The organism is Alloactinosynnema sp. L-07 (assembly GCF_900070365.1).
In the GTDB taxonomy this organism is placed as follows: Bacteria; Actinomycetota; Actinomycetes; order Mycobacteriales; family Pseudonocardiaceae; genus Actinokineospora.
Map to the genome: position 1 here is coordinate 5,004,974 of NZ_LN850107.1, position 18,443 is coordinate 5,023,416.

The 18,443-nt window shown below is 70.6% G+C and carries 18 protein-coding genes; 9 read left to right on the forward strand and 9 right to left on the reverse strand.

Going from position 1 to position 18,443, the window contains the following annotated elements; all coding sequences use genetic code 11:
* Positions 1-28: 28 nt before the first annotated feature.
* From meaB to BN1701_RS22345, 3 genes are all read right to left on the reverse strand, one after another.
* Entirely contained in the window at positions 29-1,027 is a 999-nt protein-coding gene (gene meaB / locus BN1701_RS22335) for a methylmalonyl Co-A mutase-associated GTPase MeaB (RefSeq protein WP_054051884.1), read from the reverse strand.
* The gene (scpA, locus tag BN1701_RS22340) at positions 1,020-3,200 is read right to left on the reverse strand and encodes a methylmalonyl-CoA mutase (RefSeq protein ID WP_054056043.1); all 2,181 of its coding nucleotides are present in this window, start codon (positions 3,198-3,200) and stop codon (positions 1,020-1,022) included. Before scpA ends, meaB begins: the two co-directional genes overlap by 8 nt.
* Before the next feature lie 71 nt (positions 3,201-3,271).
* Positions 3,272-5,062 carry a methylmalonyl-CoA mutase subunit beta gene (locus BN1701_RS22345; RefSeq protein WP_054051886.1) on the reverse strand — a complete coding sequence of 597 codons (1,791 nt, stop codon included), beginning with the start codon at positions 5,060-5,062 and terminating at the stop codon, positions 3,272-3,274.
* A 467-nt stretch (positions 5,063-5,529) separates the two neighbouring features.
* Between BN1701_RS22345 and BN1701_RS22350 the strand changes: the two genes are divergently transcribed.
* On the forward strand, positions 5,530-7,218 hold the full coding sequence (locus BN1701_RS22350) for a serine/threonine-protein kinase (protein WP_054051888.1): 1,689 nt from the start codon (positions 5,530-5,532) through the stop codon (positions 7,216-7,218).
* Positions 7,219-7,270: 52 nt separating this feature from the next.
* On the opposite strand, the gene BN1701_RS22355 is transcribed toward BN1701_RS22350, so the two are convergent.
* Positions 7,271-7,909: a MerR family transcriptional regulator gene (locus BN1701_RS22355; protein ID WP_054051890.1), complete on the reverse strand. Its 639-nt coding sequence runs from the start codon at positions 7,907-7,909 to the stop codon at positions 7,271-7,273.
* 78 nt (positions 7,910-7,987) lie between these two features.
* Between BN1701_RS22355 and BN1701_RS22360 the strand changes: the two genes are divergently transcribed.
* The 7 genes from BN1701_RS22360 (at position 7,988) to BN1701_RS38020 (ending at position 14,702) form a co-directional block, all read left to right on the forward strand.
* Positions 7,988-8,935, forward strand: coding sequence for a hypothetical protein (locus BN1701_RS22360; protein WP_157368160.1), 948 nt, complete (start codon positions 7,988-7,990; stop codon positions 8,933-8,935).
* A complete protein-coding gene (locus BN1701_RS22365; RefSeq protein ID WP_054051893.1) occupies positions 8,932-9,348 on the forward strand; it encodes an ABA4-like family protein in 417 nt (138 codons plus the stop codon). Before BN1701_RS22360 ends, BN1701_RS22365 begins: the two co-directional genes overlap by 4 nt.
* Before the next feature lie 9 nt (positions 9,349-9,357).
* Positions 9,358-10,170 carry a purine-nucleoside phosphorylase gene (locus tag BN1701_RS22370; RefSeq protein WP_082859992.1) on the forward strand — a complete coding sequence of 271 codons (813 nt, stop codon included), beginning with the start codon at positions 9,358-9,360 and terminating at the stop codon, positions 10,168-10,170.
* Positions 10,167-11,828: a phospho-sugar mutase gene (locus BN1701_RS22375; protein ID WP_054051895.1), complete on the forward strand. Its 1,662-nt coding sequence runs from the start codon at positions 10,167-10,169 to the stop codon at positions 11,826-11,828. The genes BN1701_RS22370 and BN1701_RS22375 overlap by 4 nt, the downstream gene beginning before the upstream one ends.
* A gap of 54 nt (positions 11,829-11,882) precedes the next feature.
* Positions 11,883-12,611, forward strand: coding sequence for an SDR family oxidoreductase (locus BN1701_RS22380; protein WP_054051897.1), 729 nt, complete (start codon positions 11,883-11,885; stop codon positions 12,609-12,611).
* Positions 12,612-12,631: 20 nt separating this feature from the next.
* Complete coding sequence (locus BN1701_RS22385; protein ID WP_054051899.1) at positions 12,632-13,081, forward strand: flavodoxin family protein; 450 nt, start codon at positions 12,632-12,634, stop codon at positions 13,079-13,081.
* A 118-nt stretch (positions 13,082-13,199) separates the two neighbouring features.
* Positions 13,200-14,702 (forward strand): FG-GAP-like repeat-containing protein, encoded by a 1,503-nt coding sequence (locus BN1701_RS38020; RefSeq protein ID WP_054051901.1) that lies wholly within the window; start codon positions 13,200-13,202, stop codon positions 14,700-14,702.
* 50 nt (positions 14,703-14,752) lie between these two features.
* On the opposite strand, the gene BN1701_RS22395 is transcribed toward BN1701_RS38020, so the two are convergent.
* Genes BN1701_RS22395 through BN1701_RS22410 form a run of 4 tightly spaced genes read right to left on the reverse strand, consistent with a single transcriptional unit; the run spans position 14,753 to position 16,750 of the window.
* Positions 14,753-15,733 carry an aldo/keto reductase gene (locus tag BN1701_RS22395; protein ID WP_054051902.1) on the reverse strand — a complete coding sequence of 327 codons (981 nt, stop codon included), beginning with the start codon at positions 15,731-15,733 and terminating at the stop codon, positions 14,753-14,755.
* Positions 15,730-16,107 carry a MerR family transcriptional regulator gene (locus BN1701_RS22400; protein ID WP_054051903.1) on the reverse strand — a complete coding sequence of 126 codons (378 nt, stop codon included), beginning with the start codon at positions 16,105-16,107 and terminating at the stop codon, positions 15,730-15,732. Before BN1701_RS22400 ends, BN1701_RS22395 begins: the two co-directional genes overlap by 4 nt.
* Before the next feature lie 38 nt (positions 16,108-16,145).
* Positions 16,146-16,535 (reverse strand): type II toxin-antitoxin system death-on-curing family toxin, encoded by a 390-nt coding sequence (locus BN1701_RS22405; protein WP_054056045.1) that lies wholly within the window; start codon positions 16,533-16,535, stop codon positions 16,146-16,148.
* A gap of 8 nt (positions 16,536-16,543) precedes the next feature.
* Positions 16,544-16,750 carry a ribbon-helix-helix protein, CopG family gene (locus BN1701_RS22410; RefSeq protein ID WP_054051904.1) on the reverse strand — a complete coding sequence of 69 codons (207 nt, stop codon included), beginning with the start codon at positions 16,748-16,750 and terminating at the stop codon, positions 16,544-16,546.
* Between the two features lie 65 nt (positions 16,751-16,815).
* Here BN1701_RS22410 and BN1701_RS22415 point away from each other — a divergent pair, with 65 nt between their 5' ends.
* Complete coding sequence (locus BN1701_RS22415; RefSeq protein WP_054051906.1) at positions 16,816-17,421, forward strand: TetR/AcrR family transcriptional regulator; 606 nt, start codon at positions 16,816-16,818, stop codon at positions 17,419-17,421.
* 388 nt (positions 17,422-17,809) lie between these two features.
* Here BN1701_RS22415 and upp read toward each other — a convergent pair whose 3' ends face one another.
* Positions 17,810-18,433: a uracil phosphoribosyltransferase gene (gene upp, locus BN1701_RS22425; RefSeq protein ID WP_054051908.1), complete on the reverse strand. Its 624-nt coding sequence runs from the start codon at positions 18,431-18,433 to the stop codon at positions 17,810-17,812.
* Between the last annotated feature and the right edge of the window lie 10 nt (positions 18,434-18,443).

The window sequence follows — 18,443 nt, forward strand, 5'->3', positions numbered from 1 at the left end:
CTGAAAGTCGGCGCGCGGGCGGATGTCGCTACATCGGTGTGGGCTGGTCGCCGAACGCTTTGAGGATCTGCTCAGCGGCCAGCGTCGGCGTCAGCGTCCCGCTCTTGACCTGCTTCTCCAGGTCCGGGGCCAGAGCGCGCACCGCTGGATGGCTGTGCAGGCTGCCCAGCAGGGTGTCGGTGACCATCTGCCACGTCCAGTCGACCTGCTGCCGCCGTCGCTTCGCCGCCAGCTCACCGGACTCCGACAAGGTCTTGTGGTGCAGCTCGATCTGCTCCCACAGCGTGTCCAGCCCCAGGTTCTCCATGCCGCTGCAGGTCAGCACGGGCGGATTCCACGCGCCCTCGGGCGCGCGCAGCAGCCGCAGGGCGCCTGCCAGTTCACGGGCGGCCTTCTGCGCCTCGCGGGTGTGGTCGCCGTCGGCCTTGTTGACCGCGATGACGTCGGCCAGCTCCAGCACGCCCTTCTTGATGCCCTGCAGCTGATCACCCGTTCGGGCCAGGGTGAGAAACAGGAAGCAGTCGACCATGTTGGCCACGGTGACCTCGGACTGCCCGACGCCGACGGTCTCGACCAGCACGATGTCGAATCCCGCCGCCTCCATCAGCACGATGGTCTCGCGGGTGGCCTTGGCGACCCCGCCGAGCGTGCCGGAGGTCGGTGATGGCCGGATGAAGGCCGCCGGGTCGACCGCGAGCCGCTGCATCCGGGTCTTGTCACCCAGGATGCTGCCGCCGGTCCTGGTCGAGGACGGGTCGACGGCGAGCACCGCGACCCGGTGACCGGCGGCGGTCAGGTTCGAGCCCATGGCGTCGATGAAGGTCGACTTGCCGACGCCGGGGACGCCGGTGATGCCGACCCGGTGCGCGCCGCCCGCGTGCGGCAGCAGCTCGACCAGCAGCTCTTGGGCGAGCGCGCGGTGGTCGGCCCGCTTGGACTCGACCAGCGTGATCGCCCGCGAGAGCAGCCCTCGGTCGGCGGCGAGCACACCTTTGGCGTACTCGCCGACATCAATCTTTCTAGCCAAGCGAGTGTCCGTGCTGGTCGGCGAGCTTGCGCAGCAGCTCGGCCGCCGCGTCGGCGATGACCGTGCCGGGCGGGAAGATCGCCGAAGCGCCCGCCGCGCGCAGCTCGTCGAAGTCCTGCGGCGGGATGACGCCGCCGACCACGATCATGATGTCCGCGCGGCCCAGCGCGGCCAGTTCCTCGCGCAGCGCGGGCACCAGCGTGAGGTGACCGGCGGCCAGCGAGTTGACCCCGACGATGTGCACGTCGGCCTCGACGGCCTGGCGGGCGACCTCGTCCGGGGTGGAGAACAGCGGGCCAACGTCGACGTCGAAGCCGAGGTCGGCGAACGCGGTGGCGATCACCTTCTGGCCGCGGTCGTGCCCGTCCTGGCCCATCTTGGCGACCAGGATGCGCGGACGACGGCCTTCTGCCTCGGCAAAGGCCTCGACCACGGCGCGCGCGTCGTCCACATTGGACGCGTTGCCGACCTCATCCCGGTACACACCGGTGATCGTACGGATCTGGGCGGAGTGGCGTCCCCAGACCTTGCCCAGCGCCTCGGAGATCTCGCCGACGGTGGCCTTCTTGCGGGCCGCGTCGATGGCGAGTTCGAGCAGGTTGCCGCCACCGTCGGCGGCGTTGGTCAGCGCGTTGAGGGCGCTCTCGACCGCGCCGCTGTCGCGTTCCTCGCGCAGCCGCCGCAGCTTCTCGATCTGCTGCGCGCGCACGCCCGCGTTGTCGACCTTGAGGACGTCGATCTGCTCGTCCCCGTCCGGCCGGTACTTGTTGACCCCGATGACCGGCTGCCGCCCCGAGTCGATCCGGGCCTGGGTGCGCGCGGCGGCTTCCTCGATGCGCAGCTTCGGGATGCCCGCGTCGATGGCCTGTGCCATGCCGCCCGCGGCCTCGACCTCGCTGATGTGGCCCCACGCCTTGCGGGCCAGTTCGTAGGTGAGCCGCTCGACGAACGCGCTGCCGCCCCACGGGTCGATCACGCGCGTGGTGCCGGACTCCTGCTGGAGCAGCAGCTGGGTGTTGCGGGCGATGCGCGCGGAGAAGTCGGTCGGCAGTGCCAGCGCCTCGTCGAGGGCGTTGGTGTGCAGTGACTGGGTGTGGCCCTGGGTCGCGGCCATCGCCTCGACGCAGGTGCGGATCACGTTGTTGTAGACGTCCTGGGCGGTCAGCGACCAGCCGGAGGTCTGGCAGTGCGTGCGCAGCGACAGCGACTTGTCCGACTTGGGCTCGAAGCCCTTGACCAGCTTGGCCCACAGCAGGCGGGCCGCGCGCATCTTCGCGACCTCCATGAAGAAGTTCATGCCGATGGCCCAGAAGAACGACAGCCGTGGCGCGAACCGGTCGACGTCGAGGCCCGCGTCGCGCCCGGCCCGGATGTACTCCACGCCGTCGGCGAGGGTGTAGGCCAGCTCCAGGTCGGCGGTCGCCCCGGCCTCCTGCATGTGGTAGCCGGAGATCGAGATGGAGTTGTACTTCGGCATGTGCTGCGAGGTGTAGCTGAAGATGTCGGAGATGATCCGCATCGACGGCCGCGGCGGGTAGATGTAGGTGTTGCGGACCATGAACTCTTTGAGGATGTCGTTCTGGATGGTCCCGGCGAGCGCCTCGGGCGCCACACCCTGTTCCTCGGCGGCCACGACGTAGAGCGCGAGAACGGGCAGCACGGCGCCGTTCATCGTCATCGACACGCTCATCTTGTCCAGCGGGATGCCGTCGAAGAGCTGGCGCATGTCGTAGATGGAGTCGATGGCCACGCCCGCCATGCCGACGTCACCGGCCACGCGCGGGTGGTCGGAGTCGTAGCCGCGGTGGGTGGCCAGGTCGAAGGCGACCGACAGTCCCTTTTGGCCCGCCGCGAGGTTGCGGCGGTAGAAGGCGTTGGACTCCTCGGCGGTGGAGAAGCCCGCGTACTGGCGGATCGTCCACGGCTGGTTGACGTACATCGTCGGGTACGGGCCGCGCAGGTAGGGCGCGATGCCGGGGTAGGTGCCGAGGAAGTCCAGGCCCGCGAGGTCGTCGGCGGTGTAGACCGGCTTGATGCCGATGCCCTCTGGGGTGTCCCAGGCCAGCGCGTCGGCGCCCTTGCCGGTGGCGGCGTGAACCGCGGCCTGCCAGTCGGCGGCTGTGCCGCCCGTCGGCTGACCCAGGTCGATGCTGGAGAAATCGGGGATGCTGATATGGCCACCTCGCATGCTCGGTGACGCTGAACGCGAGGTGCCCTGTGTCGATGATTCGCTCGCAAGCTCGCTCATGCGTTGACTCCCAACGTCTCCAGGGTACCGCGCAGGACGGCGAGCGCGTCGCAGCCCGCGTAGACGTTTCCGTCCACTCCGGACAGTTCGACCCGGCCCGCGAGCAGGATCTTGGCGGCGTTCAGCTGCTCGATGGCGGCAGGGCCGTCGGCGGCGTAGGACTTGTCGCTGCCGCACAGGCAGGCGACGGTGGCACCGCTGGCGGCGAAGCCCTCCGGCGGGCCCGCGATGGTCTCGATGCCGCCCGCCTGGAACAGGTTGGCGGCAAAGGTCGCGCGGCCGGTGTGGGCGGCGACTGGGCCGAGGGTGGCGAGATAGATCCGGGGGCGAGCGCCGGTCTCGGCGAGCACACGGTCGGACCGGTCGCGCAGTTCCTCGTAGGCCTCGGCGTAGCGAACCACCGGCAGGCCACCGGACGGCGCGGCGGGCTCAGGAGCACGGGTGATCGGCTTCTCGGCCAGGTTGGGGAACTCGCTGACGCCGGTGAGGGCGTCCTTGCGAGTCGCCAGGTTGGCCGACCGGGCCTCCCAAGTCGCGGCGAGCCGGTCGGAGATGACGCCGGTGTCGAGCGCGGCGACGATCCCGCCCGCGCGCTCGATCTCGGTGAACCAGTCCCAAGCGGTGCGAGCCAGGTCGTCGGTGAGCCGCTCGACGAACCAGGAGCCACCGGCCGGGTCGATCACACCGGCCAGTTTGGACTCTTCCAGCAACACCGACTGCGTGTTCCGCGCGATGCGGCGGGCGAAGCCATCGGGCAGGCCCAGCGCGGCGTCGAACGGAAGCACGGTGACCGCGTCCGCACCGCCGACCCCGGCCCCGAAACAGGCCAGCGTTGACCGCAGCATGTTCACCCACGGATCACGCTTGGTGTACATCGCGGGCGAGGTGACCGCGTGCTGCCGCTGCGGAGCCGCGAACCCGCTGACCTCGGCTACCCGCGCCCACAGGCGGCGCGCGGCGCGGAACTTGGCGATGGTGAGGAACTGGTCAGCCGTGGCGGCATAGCGGAACTCAAGCCGCGCGGCGGCCTTCTCGACCGGGAGCCCAGCGGCGGTGAGCGCGCGCAGGTAGGTGACCCCGGCTGCGATGGACGCGCCCAACTCCTCGGCGTCCGACCCGCCCGCCTGATGGAACGGAAGCCCGTCGACCACGATCGAACGCAGCGCCGGGTACTCAGCCGCTTTGACGGCCAGCTGAGCGGCAGCGGCGAGGTCGGCTCCAGCGGCGGTGCGGGCGTGATGGCCGATCGGATCGAGACCCAGATTGCCCTTGACCTCGCCGTTCGGGATGCCCTTCTCGGCGTGAATCCGCAGCAGCTCCTCGGCGGCCTCGATATCGCCGTCGAGCGTGACTGGGGCCAGGTCGAGATAGACGTCCTGGAGGACGTGGGCAAGCGCGTCGGCCGGGACGGAGAGCCAGAGGGAGGTGACGCCGTTCTCCAGATCGGCGAGAACGGCCTTCCGGGTCACCTCGGGATCGGGGTCGGCGTGCCGCTGGCGGACATCCCACCCAGTCGTCACCCCACCTTGCGGTGTGCCCCCGCGCACATAGGGCGGCAAACCGGGAAACCCGGCAGCGGGAGCGGACTCGGCGGCGGTGTAGAGCGGCTGCAGGACGATGCCGTCATAGGTGGTGGTGGCCAGCAGCGACTCGACGGGCCCGTCGAAGTCCTCGGGCACCACCCCCGACTTGCGCAGCACACCGCCCACAAGTTCCTGCCACTGCTCCCACCCGGCGTCGGGGAACTCGCCCGCCAGGACCAGCTCATGCGCGGAGGGGGATGTCATGCCCAGAAATGCTACGGAAACCACGCCTCAACACCAGGCGAGGACGTTGTGAGGCTAATCGCCATTCACACACTTGCCCGCATTGGATTGAGACAGAACGTCCCCGCCCCACCCACACCCCAGCCGCACCCAAGCCCCCACTCAAGCCCCCCACTCAAGCCCCGCCCGAGCCCTCCCCACCCCCACTCAAGCCGCACCCGCCGCCTGAGCAGCATCGGGTGAAGGTGGGCGATCACGCTTTGTCCGGGGGGACGGCGGCCCCTAAGCTGCCTGGCGTGTGGGGTGCCCTTCCGCCCACGCTTTCTCCCCACAGGGGCCGTCGTAGGGGCCCCGGGCAAAGCGTGATCGCCCACCTTCACCCGATGGTGCGAACCCAACCACCGGGCCCAACCACCGGGCCCAACCACCGGACCGAGCGCCGAAGAACCTCACCCCACCACCACGCCACTTTCCGCGACAATGGTCGAATGTCCACCCAGGATCCCCCACAACGCCTGGTCGGCGGCCGATACCGGCTGCGAACAGTGCTCGGCCAGGGATCCATGGGCACCGTCTGGGCCGCCTACGACGAACACCTCCACCGCCCAGTGGCGGTCAAACAAGTCCGCCTGGACCCAGGCATCCCCCAACGCGAAGCCGACGAACTCCGCGAACGCACCCTCCGCGAAGCCCGAGCCATCGCCGTCGTCTCACATCCCAACGTCATCACCCTGCACGACGTGGTCCGCGAAGACGGCGAGCCCTTCGTCGTCATGGAATTCCTCCCAGCCACCAGCCTCGCCCAGATCCTGCGCGCCAATGGCCCCCTGGACGCGACCCAAGCCGCCGTCGTCGGCGACGCCATCGCGGCCGGTCTGCAAGCAGCGCACGAGGCGGGAATCACACACCGGGACGTCAAGCCGGGCAATGTCCTGGTCACCGCCGACGGCCGGGTCAAGCTCACCGACTTCGGCATCGCCCGCAACGTCGCCGAGCGGACGCTGACCCGGACCGGGATCATGCTCGGCTCCCCCGCCTACATCGCCCCCGAGGTCGCCTCCGGCTCGGAGGTCTCCCCGGACGCCGACCTATGGGGCCTCGGCGCGACCCTCTGGGCGGCGGTCGAGGGGCGGGCACCGTACGACCCGGAGGGCGCGGTGCTCGACATCGTTACCGAGGTCGTGCACGGCGAGATCCCCGAACCCACCGTCGACGGCCCGCTGCGCGAGGTGATCACCGCGCTGATGGTGCGCGACCCGGCGGCGCGGATGTCGCTGCGGACGGTCCGGGAGCGGTTGCACGAGTTGCAGCCGATGCCCGGTACCGCCGTGTTCGCCGACCTGCGCACCGACCTGCCCCACTCGCCGGACCCGACGCTCGCCGAGACCACCGACCCGACCGCCCCGGCCATCGCCGCCCCGGCTGACCCGGTGTCCTCGGCCAGCGCACCGCTCGCGCCGGTGCCGGGGCCATTGCCCTTCATCGAGCCCGACGAGCCGCGGGGCCGGTCGCCGTGGGCGGCGGTGGTCGCCGTGGTGGCCGCGGTGGTGCTCTTCGCGGGCGCCGCGGCGGGCGGGTTCGCGCTGACGAGGTTCGTCGGCGGCCAGCCGGTTCGCCCGCTGTCCCACGCCCAGGCGTCGCAGGCCTCCGCGCCGGTCCGCGACGTCGAGATCCGCACCGCCGACGCGTCGACGCTGGCCGGTGAGCAGGGGGGCGGCTTCTCGCTGCCGGTGCCGAGCGACTGGGTGAAGTTCGTCGAGCAGCGGGTGACCAAGACGCTGCCCAACAGCACGCGGGTGCACTGGGTCGCCCCGGACGGCACGTCGGAGCTGGTGGTGGAGCGGTTCCCGGTCTTCTACCCGAAGCACACGGCGGACGAGTACCTCACGGTGCTGGCGCGGCGCGCGCCCGGATATCGGCTGGTGGGCACCACCCCGATCGACGGCTCGACCGACCCGGAGCCCGGTGTGCAGGTGACCTACCGGACCGTCGACGTCGCCGACGACGCGCCTGGCAGGCCCGCGACCACCGACGTCAACCGGGCGACGTTCGCCAACGTCCTGCCGATCGGCACCGACCTGTGGGTGGTCAGCCTGACGGTGCCGATCGAGCAGGAGGACTCCGGCAAGCGCGGGCTGTTCACCCGCACCGTGCCGGAGTTCCGCGCCACCGGCTGACGGGCGATCGTCGAACAATCCCCTCGTTGGACAATCCCCTTGTTGAACAATCCTACGAAGCCGGATCCTCGTCAGCCTTGGGCGGGTAGCGACGGCGAGACTCCGCGGTCTGGGCCAGCCTGCGCAGGGCACTAAGGGCCGAGTCGCCCAGAACGGTGCCGACGACCACGCTCTCCAGGACCCGATCGACCTCCGCGACGCCCTCCACGTAGTCGAGATCCACCGCCGCGATCAGCTCACAGGCCTTCGCGTACCGGCGCATCCCGGCGATGAGCCGCTCGTGCCCGATCTCCCTGGCCGCGGTGAACACCGCCGCCAGCGACGACACCGACGGGTGGTCGGTGCCGCACCCCCACTCCAACTCCTCCAGCAGCGCCCCGACCTCCGCCAGCGCGTCCGGGTCCACGTCGGCGGGCTCGTCCACCAGCGCCTTGGACACCGTCCCCATGAGCTTGTCGACGTTGTCCACCGGCGAGTCGACCGTCGCGAGCACCTCCCGGACCGCCGCGACCGACAGGCCGCCGATGTCGATCATCGCGCGGACCAGGCGCAGCCTGCGCACGTGCCCGTCGTCGTATTGCGCCTGATTGGGGCTGGTGCGCTCGCCCGGCGGGAGCATGCCCTCCCGCAGGTAGAACTTGATCGTCGGCACCGCGACACCGCTGCGCCTGCTCAGTTCGGCGATCCGCACGCAAACCTCCTCTTGAAATCCGGCCCGACCAGATGGATAGTGTACCTATCGGATAGTGGAGAGTGACACTATCCATTCATGCAGGGGGTACGTATGGACGCCCGGATAGCCAAAGCGATCGACTGGCACCGCCCGTTGATGCTCTTCTCCTTCGCCATGACCGCGGTCGCGGCCTTCTCCTTGGTCGGCCTCGTCGTGGACGACCGCCTGGTCGTCGACGCCCCGGTCTGGCTCAAGCCGTTCAAGTTCGCCGTGTCCTTCATCCTCTACAGCGTCACCTGGGCCTGGCTGATGTCGCTGCACCCGCGCCGCCCGCGCTGGCTGCACCACACGGGAACGGTCCTGGTCGGCGCCGGGGTGGTCGAGATGGCGATCATCGTCGGGCAGGCGCTGCGCGGCAAACGCAGCCACTTCAACACCGAGACCGCCTTCGACAGCGCCCTGTTCAACGTCATGGGCCTGACGGTGGTCGTCCTCTGGATCGCCACACTCGTCGCGTCCATATCGCTGGCCCGCACCCGCTACGCGCCGCGCTCGCTGACCGTGGCGATCAACCTCGGCATGGGGATCTCCCTGGCCGGGATGCTCATCGGCGCGGTGATGTCGAGCCAGCAGACCGGCGTCGACGGCATCGCGGGCGCGCACTCGGTCGGCGCGGCCGACGGCGGCCCGATCATGCCGGTCACCGGCTGGAGCACGGTCGCGGGCGATCTGCGGGTCGGCCACTTCGTCGGCATCCACGCCGTCCAGGCGCTTCCGCTGATCGCGCTGCTGGTCACCGTCCTGGCGACCCGGTACGCCATCCTCGCCGACGAGCGCGTCCGCACCCGCCTGGCCTGGACGGCGGGCGGCGTCTACATCGGACTCTTCGCGCTGGTCACCTGGCAGGCGTTCCGCGGGCAGGCCCTGGTCCAGCCCGACGCCCTCACGCTGCTCGGGTTCGCGGCGATCGTCGCCGGGGGGATCGCCGGGGTCGCGTGGGCGAGGGCGGCGCACACCGAGATCCGCGAGTCGGTGGCCGCGTGACGTCACTGCTGTTCGACCTCGCGTTCTGGGTCACCGTCCCGTTCTGGGGCCTGATGGTCGTCGCGCCGCGCTGGTCGTGGACCCACCGGATCGTGTCGTCGCCGTGGATCGTGCTGCCGACCCTGGTCGTCTGGGCGATCTTGGCCGTGCCGCTGTTCCCCGAGCTGTGGTCGGCGGTGACGTCGCCGTCGCTGGCGAAGTTCCAGGCGTTCGCCGCCGACGACGGCGCGGTGGCGCTGCTCTGGGCGCAGATCATCGCGTGGGACCTGTTCATCGGCCGATGGATGTACCTGGAGTCACGCACGCTGAACATCCACCCCCTGATCATGGGACCCCTGCTCGTGTTCACCATCCTGTTGTCCCCGATCGGGTTGCCCGTGTTCCTCGTGCTGCGAGCGCGCTCCCGCGCGTAGGCTCGCCGCGTGACCGCCATCGACATCGACATCGACCCCACCGCGTTCGCCGAGCAGGCAGCGCAAGCGCTTGCCGCCCGGACCGGGGTCGATCAGCACGACATCGCGCTCGTCCTCGGCTCCGGCTGGAAACCCGCCGCCGACGCCATCGGCGACCTGGTCGCCGAGGTGCCGATGGCCGACCTGCCGGGCTTCCTGGCCCCGACGGTCGCCGGGCACGGCGGGACGATCCGCTCGGTGCGGGTCGAGGACAAGCGGGTGCTGATCGTGCTCGGCCGCACGCACCTCTACGAGGGTCACCCGATCGCGCGGGTCGTCCACGGCGTGCGCACGGCCGCCGCGTCCGGGGTGCGCGCGATCGTGCTGACCAACGCGGCGGGCTGCATGGTCGAGGGCGCCAAGGTGGGCCAGCCGATCGTGATCAGCGACCACCTCAACCTCACCGCGCGCTCCCCTCTGGTCGGCGCCGACTTCGTCGACCTGACCGACCTGTACTCGCCGCGCCTGCGCGCGATCGCCAAAGAGATCGACCCCACGCTGATCGAAGCCGTCTACGCGGGCCTGCCCGGTCCGCACTTCGAGACCCCGGCCGAGATCAACATGCTGCGCGTGATGGGCGCGGGCCTGGTCGGCATGTCGACGGTCCTGGAGGCCATCGCCGCGCGCGCGGCGGGCGTCGAGGTGTTCGGGCTGTCGCTGGTGACGAACCTGGCCGCGGGCATCACCGGTGAGCCACTCAACCACGAAGAGGTCCTGGAGGCGGGCCGGGTCGCGGCGAGCTCGATGGGCACGCTGCTGCGCGAGCTGGTCCTGCGCTCGTGAGCAGGCTGACCTCGGACCTGCGCGACCGGGCGTTCCGCTGGATCGCCGACGACCCCGACCCCGAGACCAAGCTCGAACTGCAGAAGGTCGTCGCCGCGGCGATGGGCGGCGACCCTGCCGCGGTGGACGAGGTCGCCGACCGGATGGCGGGCACGCTGGAGTTCGGCACGGCGGGCCTGCGCGGCCCGGTGCGGGCGGGCTCCAACGGGATGAACCGCGCGGTCGTCATCCGCACCACGGCAGGCCTGGCGGAGTGGCTGCACGCGCAGGGCCACGCCGGTGGCATCGTCGTCGTCGGCCGCGACGCCCGCCGGGGTTCCGAGGTGTTCCACACCGATGTCGCCGGGGTGCTGGCTGCGGCCGGGTTCGACGTGCGGGTGCTGCCCCAGCCGCTGCCGACGCCAGTGCTGGCGTTCGCGGTGCGCGAGTTCAGCGCGGTCGCGGGCGTGCAGATCACCGCGTCGCACAACCCGCCCGCCGACAACGGCTACAAGCTCTACGTCGACTCGGGCGCGCAGATCGTGCCGCCCGCCGACCGCCAGATCGAGACCGCGGTCACCGCGAGCCCGCCCGCGGTGTCGGTCCCCCGCTCTGACTCGTGGACCCGCCTGGGCGACGAGGTGCTCCAGCGCTACCTCGACCACGTGGCGACGCTGCCGCACGGAACGGCCCGCGAACTGCGCGTCGCGGCGACCGCCCTGCACGGCGTCGGCGCGGGGCCGCTCGCGCTGGCGCTGAACCAGGCCGGGTTCGTCGACGTGCGGATGGTCGCCGAACAGGCCCAGCCCGACGCCGACTTCCCGACCGTACCGTTCCCCAACCCGGAGGAGCCGGGCGCCACGGACCTGTTGCTCGCCAAGGCCGCCGACGTCGACGCCGACCTCGCCATCGCCCTGGACCCCGACGCCGACCGCTGCGCCGTCGGCGTGCGAGCGCCCGACGGCACCTGGCGCATGCTGCTCGGCGATGAGACCGGCGCGTTGCTCGGTCAGCATGTTCTGTCCACTTTGGATCGGATCGCGCACCCGGATCCGTTGGTGGCCAACACGATCGTCTCGTCGTCGCTACTGGAGTCGGTCGCCGACGCCGCCGGGGTCCGTTACGACGCCACACTGACCGGCTTCAAGTGGCTGGTCCGCGCGGGCGACGGCAAGGGAACCGGGCTGGTCTACGCCTACGAGGAAGCCCTCGGCCACTGCGTCGACCCGGACTCCGTGCGCGACAAGGACGGCATCTCCGCCGCCGTCCTGATCTGCGACCTGGCCGCCACCCTCCGCGCCGCGGGCCGCACCTTGCTCGACGCGCTCGACGACCTCGCCGTTGCCCACGGACTGCACCTGACCAGGCAGGTCTCGCTGCGGGTCACCGACCTGGCCAAGATCAGCGGCCTGATGTCGGACCTGCGCGTCGATCCGCCCGCCGAACTGGCCGGGGTGCCGGTGACCAGCGAGGACTTACTGCCGAAGGCCGATGTCCTGCGCTTCACCGGGGACGGCGTGCGGGTCGTCGTCCGTCCATCCGGGACGGAGCCGAAGATCAAGGCGTACCTGGAGGTCGTGGAACCGGTCCCGTCCCGCGATTCGCTGCCCGACATCCGCGCGAAGGCGGCGGGCAGCCTGGACGCGCTCGCCGACGAGGTGGCGGGCCTGCTGCGGTAGCGCCATGGCCGTTACCCGCCAGACCGCGCGGCGCCGTCCGATCATGATTGAGGCATGAACAAAGCAGCTCTCATCATCGGCGGCAGCCGCGGAATCGGCGCGGCGACAGCGATTCGGCTCGCCGAGGACGGCGCCGACGTCGCGTTCACCTTTCACACCAACGAGAACGCGGCGGCGTCCGTCGTGGACCGGATCAAGGCGGCCGGGCGGCGCGCGCTCGCCATCCAGGCCGACAGTGCCGACCCCGCCGCGGTCGCCGCCGCCGTCGACCAGGCGGCGGCCGAGTTCGGCAGGCTGGACATCCTGGTCAACAACGCCGCCACCTACGTCGTGGAACCGTTGGCGGACCACGACATCGCGACCTTCGATCACAGCGTGTCCGTCAACGTCCGCGCGCCGTTCGCCGCCGTGCAGGCCGCGGCCAGGCACCTGCGGGAAGGCGGCCGGATCATCTCGGTCGGCACCATGGTCAACGACCGGGTGACCTTCCCCGGCCACGCGGGCTACGCCACGACGAAGACCGCGCTCATCGGGCTGACCAAGGCGCTCGGCCGCGAACTCGGCCCGCGCGGCATCACGGTCAACCTGGTCAACCCGGGCCCGACGGACACCGACCTCAACCCGGCCGACGGCCCCTACGCCGACACCATCCGCGGCTACACCGCTCTGGGCCGCTTCGCCGAACCCGCCGAGATCGCGGGCGCGGTGGCCTACCTGGCCGGCCCGGACGCGGGTTTCGTCACCGGCGCCACGCTGACCGTGGACGGCGGTTTCACGGCCTGACTCTGGCAGAGTGGGTCACCGTGCCCAGGCTGCTGATCGTTCACCACACCCCGTCCCCGGCCCTGCAGGCGATGTTCGAGGCCGTGGTGTCCGGCGCGAGCGACCCCGAGCTGGCGGGCGTCGAGGTCGTCCGCGAACCCGCGCTCGGGGCGACGGCCGTCGACGTGTTGGCCGCGGACGCGATCGTGCTGGGCACCCCGGCCAACATCGGCTACATGAGCGGCGCGCTCAAGCACTTCTTCGACACCGTCTACTACCCCTGCCTCGACGCGGGCCGGGGCACGCCGTTCGGGTTCTACGTCCACGGCAACGAGGGCACCGAGGGCGCGGTCGCGAGCATCCGGACCGTGACGAAGGGGATGGGCTGGGTCGTCGCCGCCGAGCCCGTGGTGGTTCTCGGACAGCCGACGAAGGCGGATCTGGAGCGCTGCTGGGAGCTGGGCGCGACCATCGCGGCGGGATTGCTGTAGGTCACTCTCCGAATTCTCAAGACTACTGTCCACATTGTATGGCCGATCCGGAAACGGATCGATTGCTCCGAGCGATGGCGCAGACGATGCCGGTATTCGCCCATTCGGAGGTAGTCCCATGGCCACACGCGCGCGCTCGCGGGCAATTCCAGTCCTGACCTGCGCGGCGGTCGTCGCCCTCGCCACGTCGACCCCCGCGTCGGCGGCGAACCCGATCACCTTCGCCCCCCGCGTCGACTACGCGACCGGGAACCACCCCGAGGCCGTGATCGACGCCGACCTCAACGGGGACGGCAGGCCGGACCTGGTCACCGCCGACCGCTACCAGTGGGAACTGTCGGTGCTGCTCGGCACCGGCGGCGGCGCTTTCGCGGCGCGCGCCGCGGTGAATCCGGGTGAGGAGCCGACCGGGCTCGCCGACGCGGACTTCGACCGCGACGGCAAGGCCGACCTGGCGGTGACGATCGCGGGCCACGTCGCCATCCTGCGCGGACGCGGCGACGGGACGTTCGACCCATCGGTCAAGTTCCCGGTCAGCGGTGGCGCGGAGGGCATCGCCGCGGGCGACCTCAACGGGGACGGCAAGGCCGATGTCGTGATCAGCAGGCCGAACGGCGTGACCGTCCTGCTGGGTGCGGGCGACGGCACCCTCGGCACCCCCACCGACTATGCCGCTGGCGGCTACTCACGCGGCGTCGTGCTCGCCGACCTCAACTCCGACACCAAGCCCGACATCGCCATCGCGGGCTTCTTCACCGGCACCGTCTCGGTCCTGGCGGGCAACGGCGACGGCACCTTCGGCGCCGCGGCGCAGTCCGCCTCGGGCGCCAACCCGATCGACATCGCCGCGGGCGACTTCAACGGCGACGGCAAGACCGACCTGGCCACGGCCAACTACGGCGACGGCAGCAGTGCGGTGCTGCTGGGAGCGGGCGACGGCACCTTCAGCGCCCCCACCGCCCAGGCGGTCGGCCCGAACCCGTTCAGCGTCGCGGTCGCCGACCTCGACATGGACGGTGACCACGACCTGGCCGTGGCCATCGCGGGCGCGGACTCGGTGGCGATCCTGGGCAACGGCGACGGCACGTTCGTCCCCGCCACGCCCCTGCCGACCGGCACCACTCCGACCGAGGTGCACGCCGTCGATGTCGACGTCGACGCACGGCCCGACCTGGTCACCACCAACCGCTTCGCCGACGGCGTCTCGGTCATGCGCAACATCACCGTCCCCGACTTCGCCGACCTCGCGGTCACGATGACGGCCACCCCGCGCCTCGGCGTGCTGGTCCCGGCGTTGGACTACACGATCTCGGTGCGCAACAACGGCCCCGACACCGTCGACAGCGCCACCATCACCGCGGCGCTGCCCGCCCGCACCACCGTGGTCCCCGGCCCGGGCTGCACCGTCGCGAACCGGGTGCTGACCTGCGCCATCGAACCGATGGCCAGCGGCGCTAGCACGACCAAGACCTTCCGCATCCCGCTCGGCCCACTGACCATCAACACCTACAAGATCACCGCCAAGCGGGTGGCCAGCGTGCCCGCGGACCCGACGCCCGCCAACGACAGCGCTACCGTCACCTGCGCGCACATCGGCGTCGTCGCCGCCGTCTGCAGGTAACCCCACTAAGCCGGTCGCCCCTCCCGGATGGAGGGGCGACCGCACCACGGCTACTTGTTGGTGGTCGCCAACGACTCCGGGAAATACCGGTCCCCGGCCGCCACCGGGACCGCCGCCTCCAGCGCCGCGATGTCGGACTCGCCGAGTTCGACATCGACGGCGACCAGGTTCTCCGCCAGATACGCGCGTCGCTTGGTCCCGGGAATCGGGACGACATCGGACCCGCGACTGTGCACCCACGCCAGGGCAAGCTGCCCGGCGGTCACCCCGCGATCGGCGGCCAACGCCCGCAAGACCTCCGCGATGGCCAGGTTCGCCTCGAAGTTGCCCTCCGCGAACCGCGGCTGGAACTTTTCCCGGATGTCACCTTCCGGTAGGTCGGCGCGCGAGGCGAACCGGCCGGTCAGGAAGCCGCGGCCGAGCGGCGAGTACGCCACCACGCCGATCCCCAGCTCGCGAATCGTAGGCACCACCTCGGCCTCGATGTCGCGAGACCACAGCGACCACTCCGACTGCACGGCCGTGATCGGATGCACAGCGTCGGCGCGGCGGATCGTCGCCGCGCCCGCCTCGGAGAGCCCGAGATACCGGACCTTGCCCTCCGCCACTAGGTCGGCCATCGCGCCGACCGTCTCCTCGATCGGCGTCGATGGATCGACCCGGTGCTGGTAGTACAGGTCGATGTGGTCGACCCCGAGCCGCCGCAGCGACGCCTCGCAGGACGACCGCACGTAGGCCGCGTCACCGCGGATCCCGCGTGCCGTCGGGTCGGCCGGGTCGCGCACGACCCCGAACTTCGTCGCCAGCACGACGTCGTCGCGCCGACCGGCGATGGCCTTGCCAACGAGGACCTCGTTGGTGTGCGGGCCGTACATGTCCGCCGTGTCGAGCAGCGTCACGCCCGAGTCCAGCGCCTGGTGGATCGTGGCGATCGACTCCTCGTCGTCGGTCTTGCCGTAGAACTCGCTCATTCCCATGCAGCCCAGGCCCTGGGCGCCGACGCGCAGGTCGCGCAACAGCCGGGTGGTCATGCGGAAGCCTCCTGAGTGCGCATGATGCGCTCATAGTTGTCGATCTTGTAGTCGAGCGCCGCGAGCGACGACTGGAGGTCGGCGATCCGCGCGCGCACATCGGCGCGGTGCTCCTCAAGGATCGTCTTGCGCGGCGCCGCGGTGACCGGGCCCTGTCTGCACAGTCGGGCGTACTCGCGCATGAGCTTGATCGGCATGCCCGTCGTGCGCAGCCGCGTGAGGAAGGTCAGCCACGCGAGGTCGTCGTCGGAGTAGGCGCGACGGCCCGCCGCGTCGCGCGCGGGCGGGGCGATCAGGTCGATGCGCTCGTAGTACCTGAGGGTGTCGATCGACAGTCCACTGCGGTGGGCCGCCTCGGCGATCGGGTAAGTCACGCCATCGACGGTAGGACCTGGAGTGCGCTCCAGGTCAACTACAAATCACTCTCCTTGGGCAGAGCCCACGCTTCCAGGTGTTCGGCCATCTTCGGCACCTCGATGGCGCCGCGACCGACCTCGCGGACCACCTCCAGGGCCTGATCGGTGTCGGCGTCGATCCACCAGCCGTTGAGGTCGCAGAAGGTCACCGCCGCCACCCAGCCCAGACGCCAGTTGCCCTCGACCAGCGGGCGGGCCCGGACGATCGAGTCGAGCAGGGCGGCGGCCTTGAGCCAGAGCGTGTCGTAGGCCTCCACTCCGAGCACGGTGGCGCGGGGCCGGTGCGCGGCGGAGTCGAGCAGGCCGAGGTCGCGGACCACCAGGTCGCCACCGGTCACCGCGGCGGCGAGGACGAGCAGGTCACTGGCATCGAGATAGGTCGTCACCGGCCGGGTCACACCGTGCCGATGCGGTCGAGCAGGCCCCGGTAGCGGGGCAAGACGCGGCCGAGCACCTCGCCGAGCTGCTCCTCCTTGTGCAGCCTGGCCCACCGGTCGGCCAGCGCCAGGCGCAGGATCTCCTGCTTGGAGCGCCCTTCGGCGGCGGCGAGCTCATCGAGCCGCGCGTTCTCCTCGTCGGTCAGTCGCAAGGTCATCGCCATAATCCGATGGTACCACCGTGATACCAATAACTGTGTTACAAAACCCATTCGCGGTACGCTATGGCGTGCCCAGACCGAAGACCCACGACGACGCACTCCGGGTCCGCCTGCTCGACCGAGCAGGCGAACTCCTCTCCACCCAGGGCGCGTCCGCGTTGAGCCTGCGCAAACTGGCCGCCGACGTCGACACCTCCACCACCGCGGTCTACTCCCTGTTCGGCGGCAAACCCGCCCTGGTCCGGGAGTTATACGTGGAGGCGTTCGACCGCCTCGGCCGCCGCCTGCACGCCGTCACCCCGACCGGCGACCCCCACCAAGACCTGGTCCACCTCGGCATCGCCTACCGCGACAGTGCCGTGGCCGACCCCCACCTCTACGCCATCATGTTCGGCGATGCCATCCCCGGCTTCGAACCGGACGAGGAAGCCCACGCCCTCGCGCTCTCGGCGCTGGCCCCGCTCCTGCGGACCATCAGCGCGGGCGTCGAGTCCGGGGTGTTCACCGGCCCGGCCGCCTCGATGACGATGGCGTGCTGGGCGATCGTGCACGGATTCGTCTCGCTGGAACTCACCGGCGCCCTCCCACCCGGGTTGGACGTCTCGTCGACCTACGAGACCGCCCTGCGCAACAACCTGGCGGGCTGGCTGCAGCCAGCCCCGACTGATACCTAACTCCCACCAGGGCTCACTTGTGATACCTAAATCGACTTGAGTATCACAACGGAGCCCATATCAATGCGCCTGACGATCGCCGAACGGCAGCGGCGCAACTGACATAGGTGGACGCCGGCGCGAACACCTGCTGACAAAAGACCATGCTCAGGCGGGAGGCTGTTCTCTCCGGCAGGATCGAAGGCCACCCGTTCGTGGACGGAAGCGGACGCGTTGGCTGGCTCCTGGTCACTCTGTTGCTGATCGAATGGGGTCTACTCCCGGCTCCGCTGCTCGATCTCTCGGTCTATCAGGAGCCCGGCGGAATCCTCGCCGAAGTCAGCAGTCCAGGGCGAGTCCGATACTTCCTCGCCCCGCGAATCATTCAGGTCGTGAACGGCGAATAGCCCTAGCGGGCGCCGTATTGGCGGTCGCCCGCGTCGCCGAGGCCGGGGACGATGAAGCCGGACTCGTTGAGGCGTTCGTCGATGCTCGCGGTGACCAGGCGGACCGGCAGACCGGCCTGCCGGAGGTGTTCGATTCCCTCCGGGGCGGCCAGCGCGCACAGGGCGGTGACGTCGGTGGCGCCGCGGTCGACCAGGAGCTTGATCGTGTAGACCATCGAGCCGCCGGTGGCGAGCATCGGGTCGAGGACGAAGACCGGGCGGTCGGACAGGTCGTCGGGCAGCGACTCCATGTATGGGGTCGGCTGCAGGGTCTCCTCGTCGCGGGCCAGGCCGACGAAGCCCATCTGGGCGTCGGGGATCAGCTTGTGCGCCTGGTCGGCCATGCCCAGCCCGGCTCGCAGCACCGGCACCAGCAGCGGCGGGTTGGCCAGCCAGTGCCCGTCGGTGCGGGCGACGGGGGTGTGGATCCGCTCGGTGCGCAGCGGCGCCCCGCGCATGGCCTCGTAGGTGAGCATCACGGTCAGCTCGTGCAGCGCGGCGCGGAAGGTCGCGCTGTCGGTGCGCGCGTCGCGCATGACGGTGAGGCGGGCCCTGGCGAGGGGGTGGTCGACGACGAGCACATCCATGAGGCGACAC

Bases quoted from the DNA above. Each gene is read 5' to 3' on its own strand.
- BN1701_RS22345 (WP_054051886.1), bottom strand. From the start codon at position 5,062: ATGACATCCCCCTCCGCGCATGAGCTGGTCCTGGCGGGCGAGTTCCCC.
- BN1701_RS22350 (WP_054051888.1), top strand. From the start codon at position 5,530: ATGTCCACCCAGGATCCCCCACAACGCCTGGTCGGCGGCCGATACCGG.
- BN1701_RS22360 (WP_157368160.1), top strand. From the start codon at position 7,988: ATGCAGGGGGTACGTATGGACGCCCGGATAGCCAAAGCGATCGACTGG.
- BN1701_RS22380 (WP_054051897.1), top strand. From the start codon at position 11,883: ATGAACAAAGCAGCTCTCATCATCGGCGGCAGCCGCGGAATCGGCGCG.
- BN1701_RS38020 (WP_054051901.1), top strand. From the start codon at position 13,200: ATGGCCACACGCGCGCGCTCGCGGGCAATTCCAGTCCTGACCTGCGCG.
- BN1701_RS22395 (WP_054051902.1), bottom strand. From the start codon at position 15,733: ATGACCACCCGGCTGTTGCGCGACCTGCGCGTCGGCGCCCAGGGCCTG.
- BN1701_RS22410 (WP_054051904.1), bottom strand. From the start codon at position 16,750: ATGGCGATGACCTTGCGACTGACCGACGAGGAGAACGCGCGGCTCGAT.
- upp (WP_054051908.1), bottom strand. From the start codon at position 18,433: ATGGATGTGCTCGTCGTCGACCACCCCCTCGCCAGGGCCCGCCTCACC.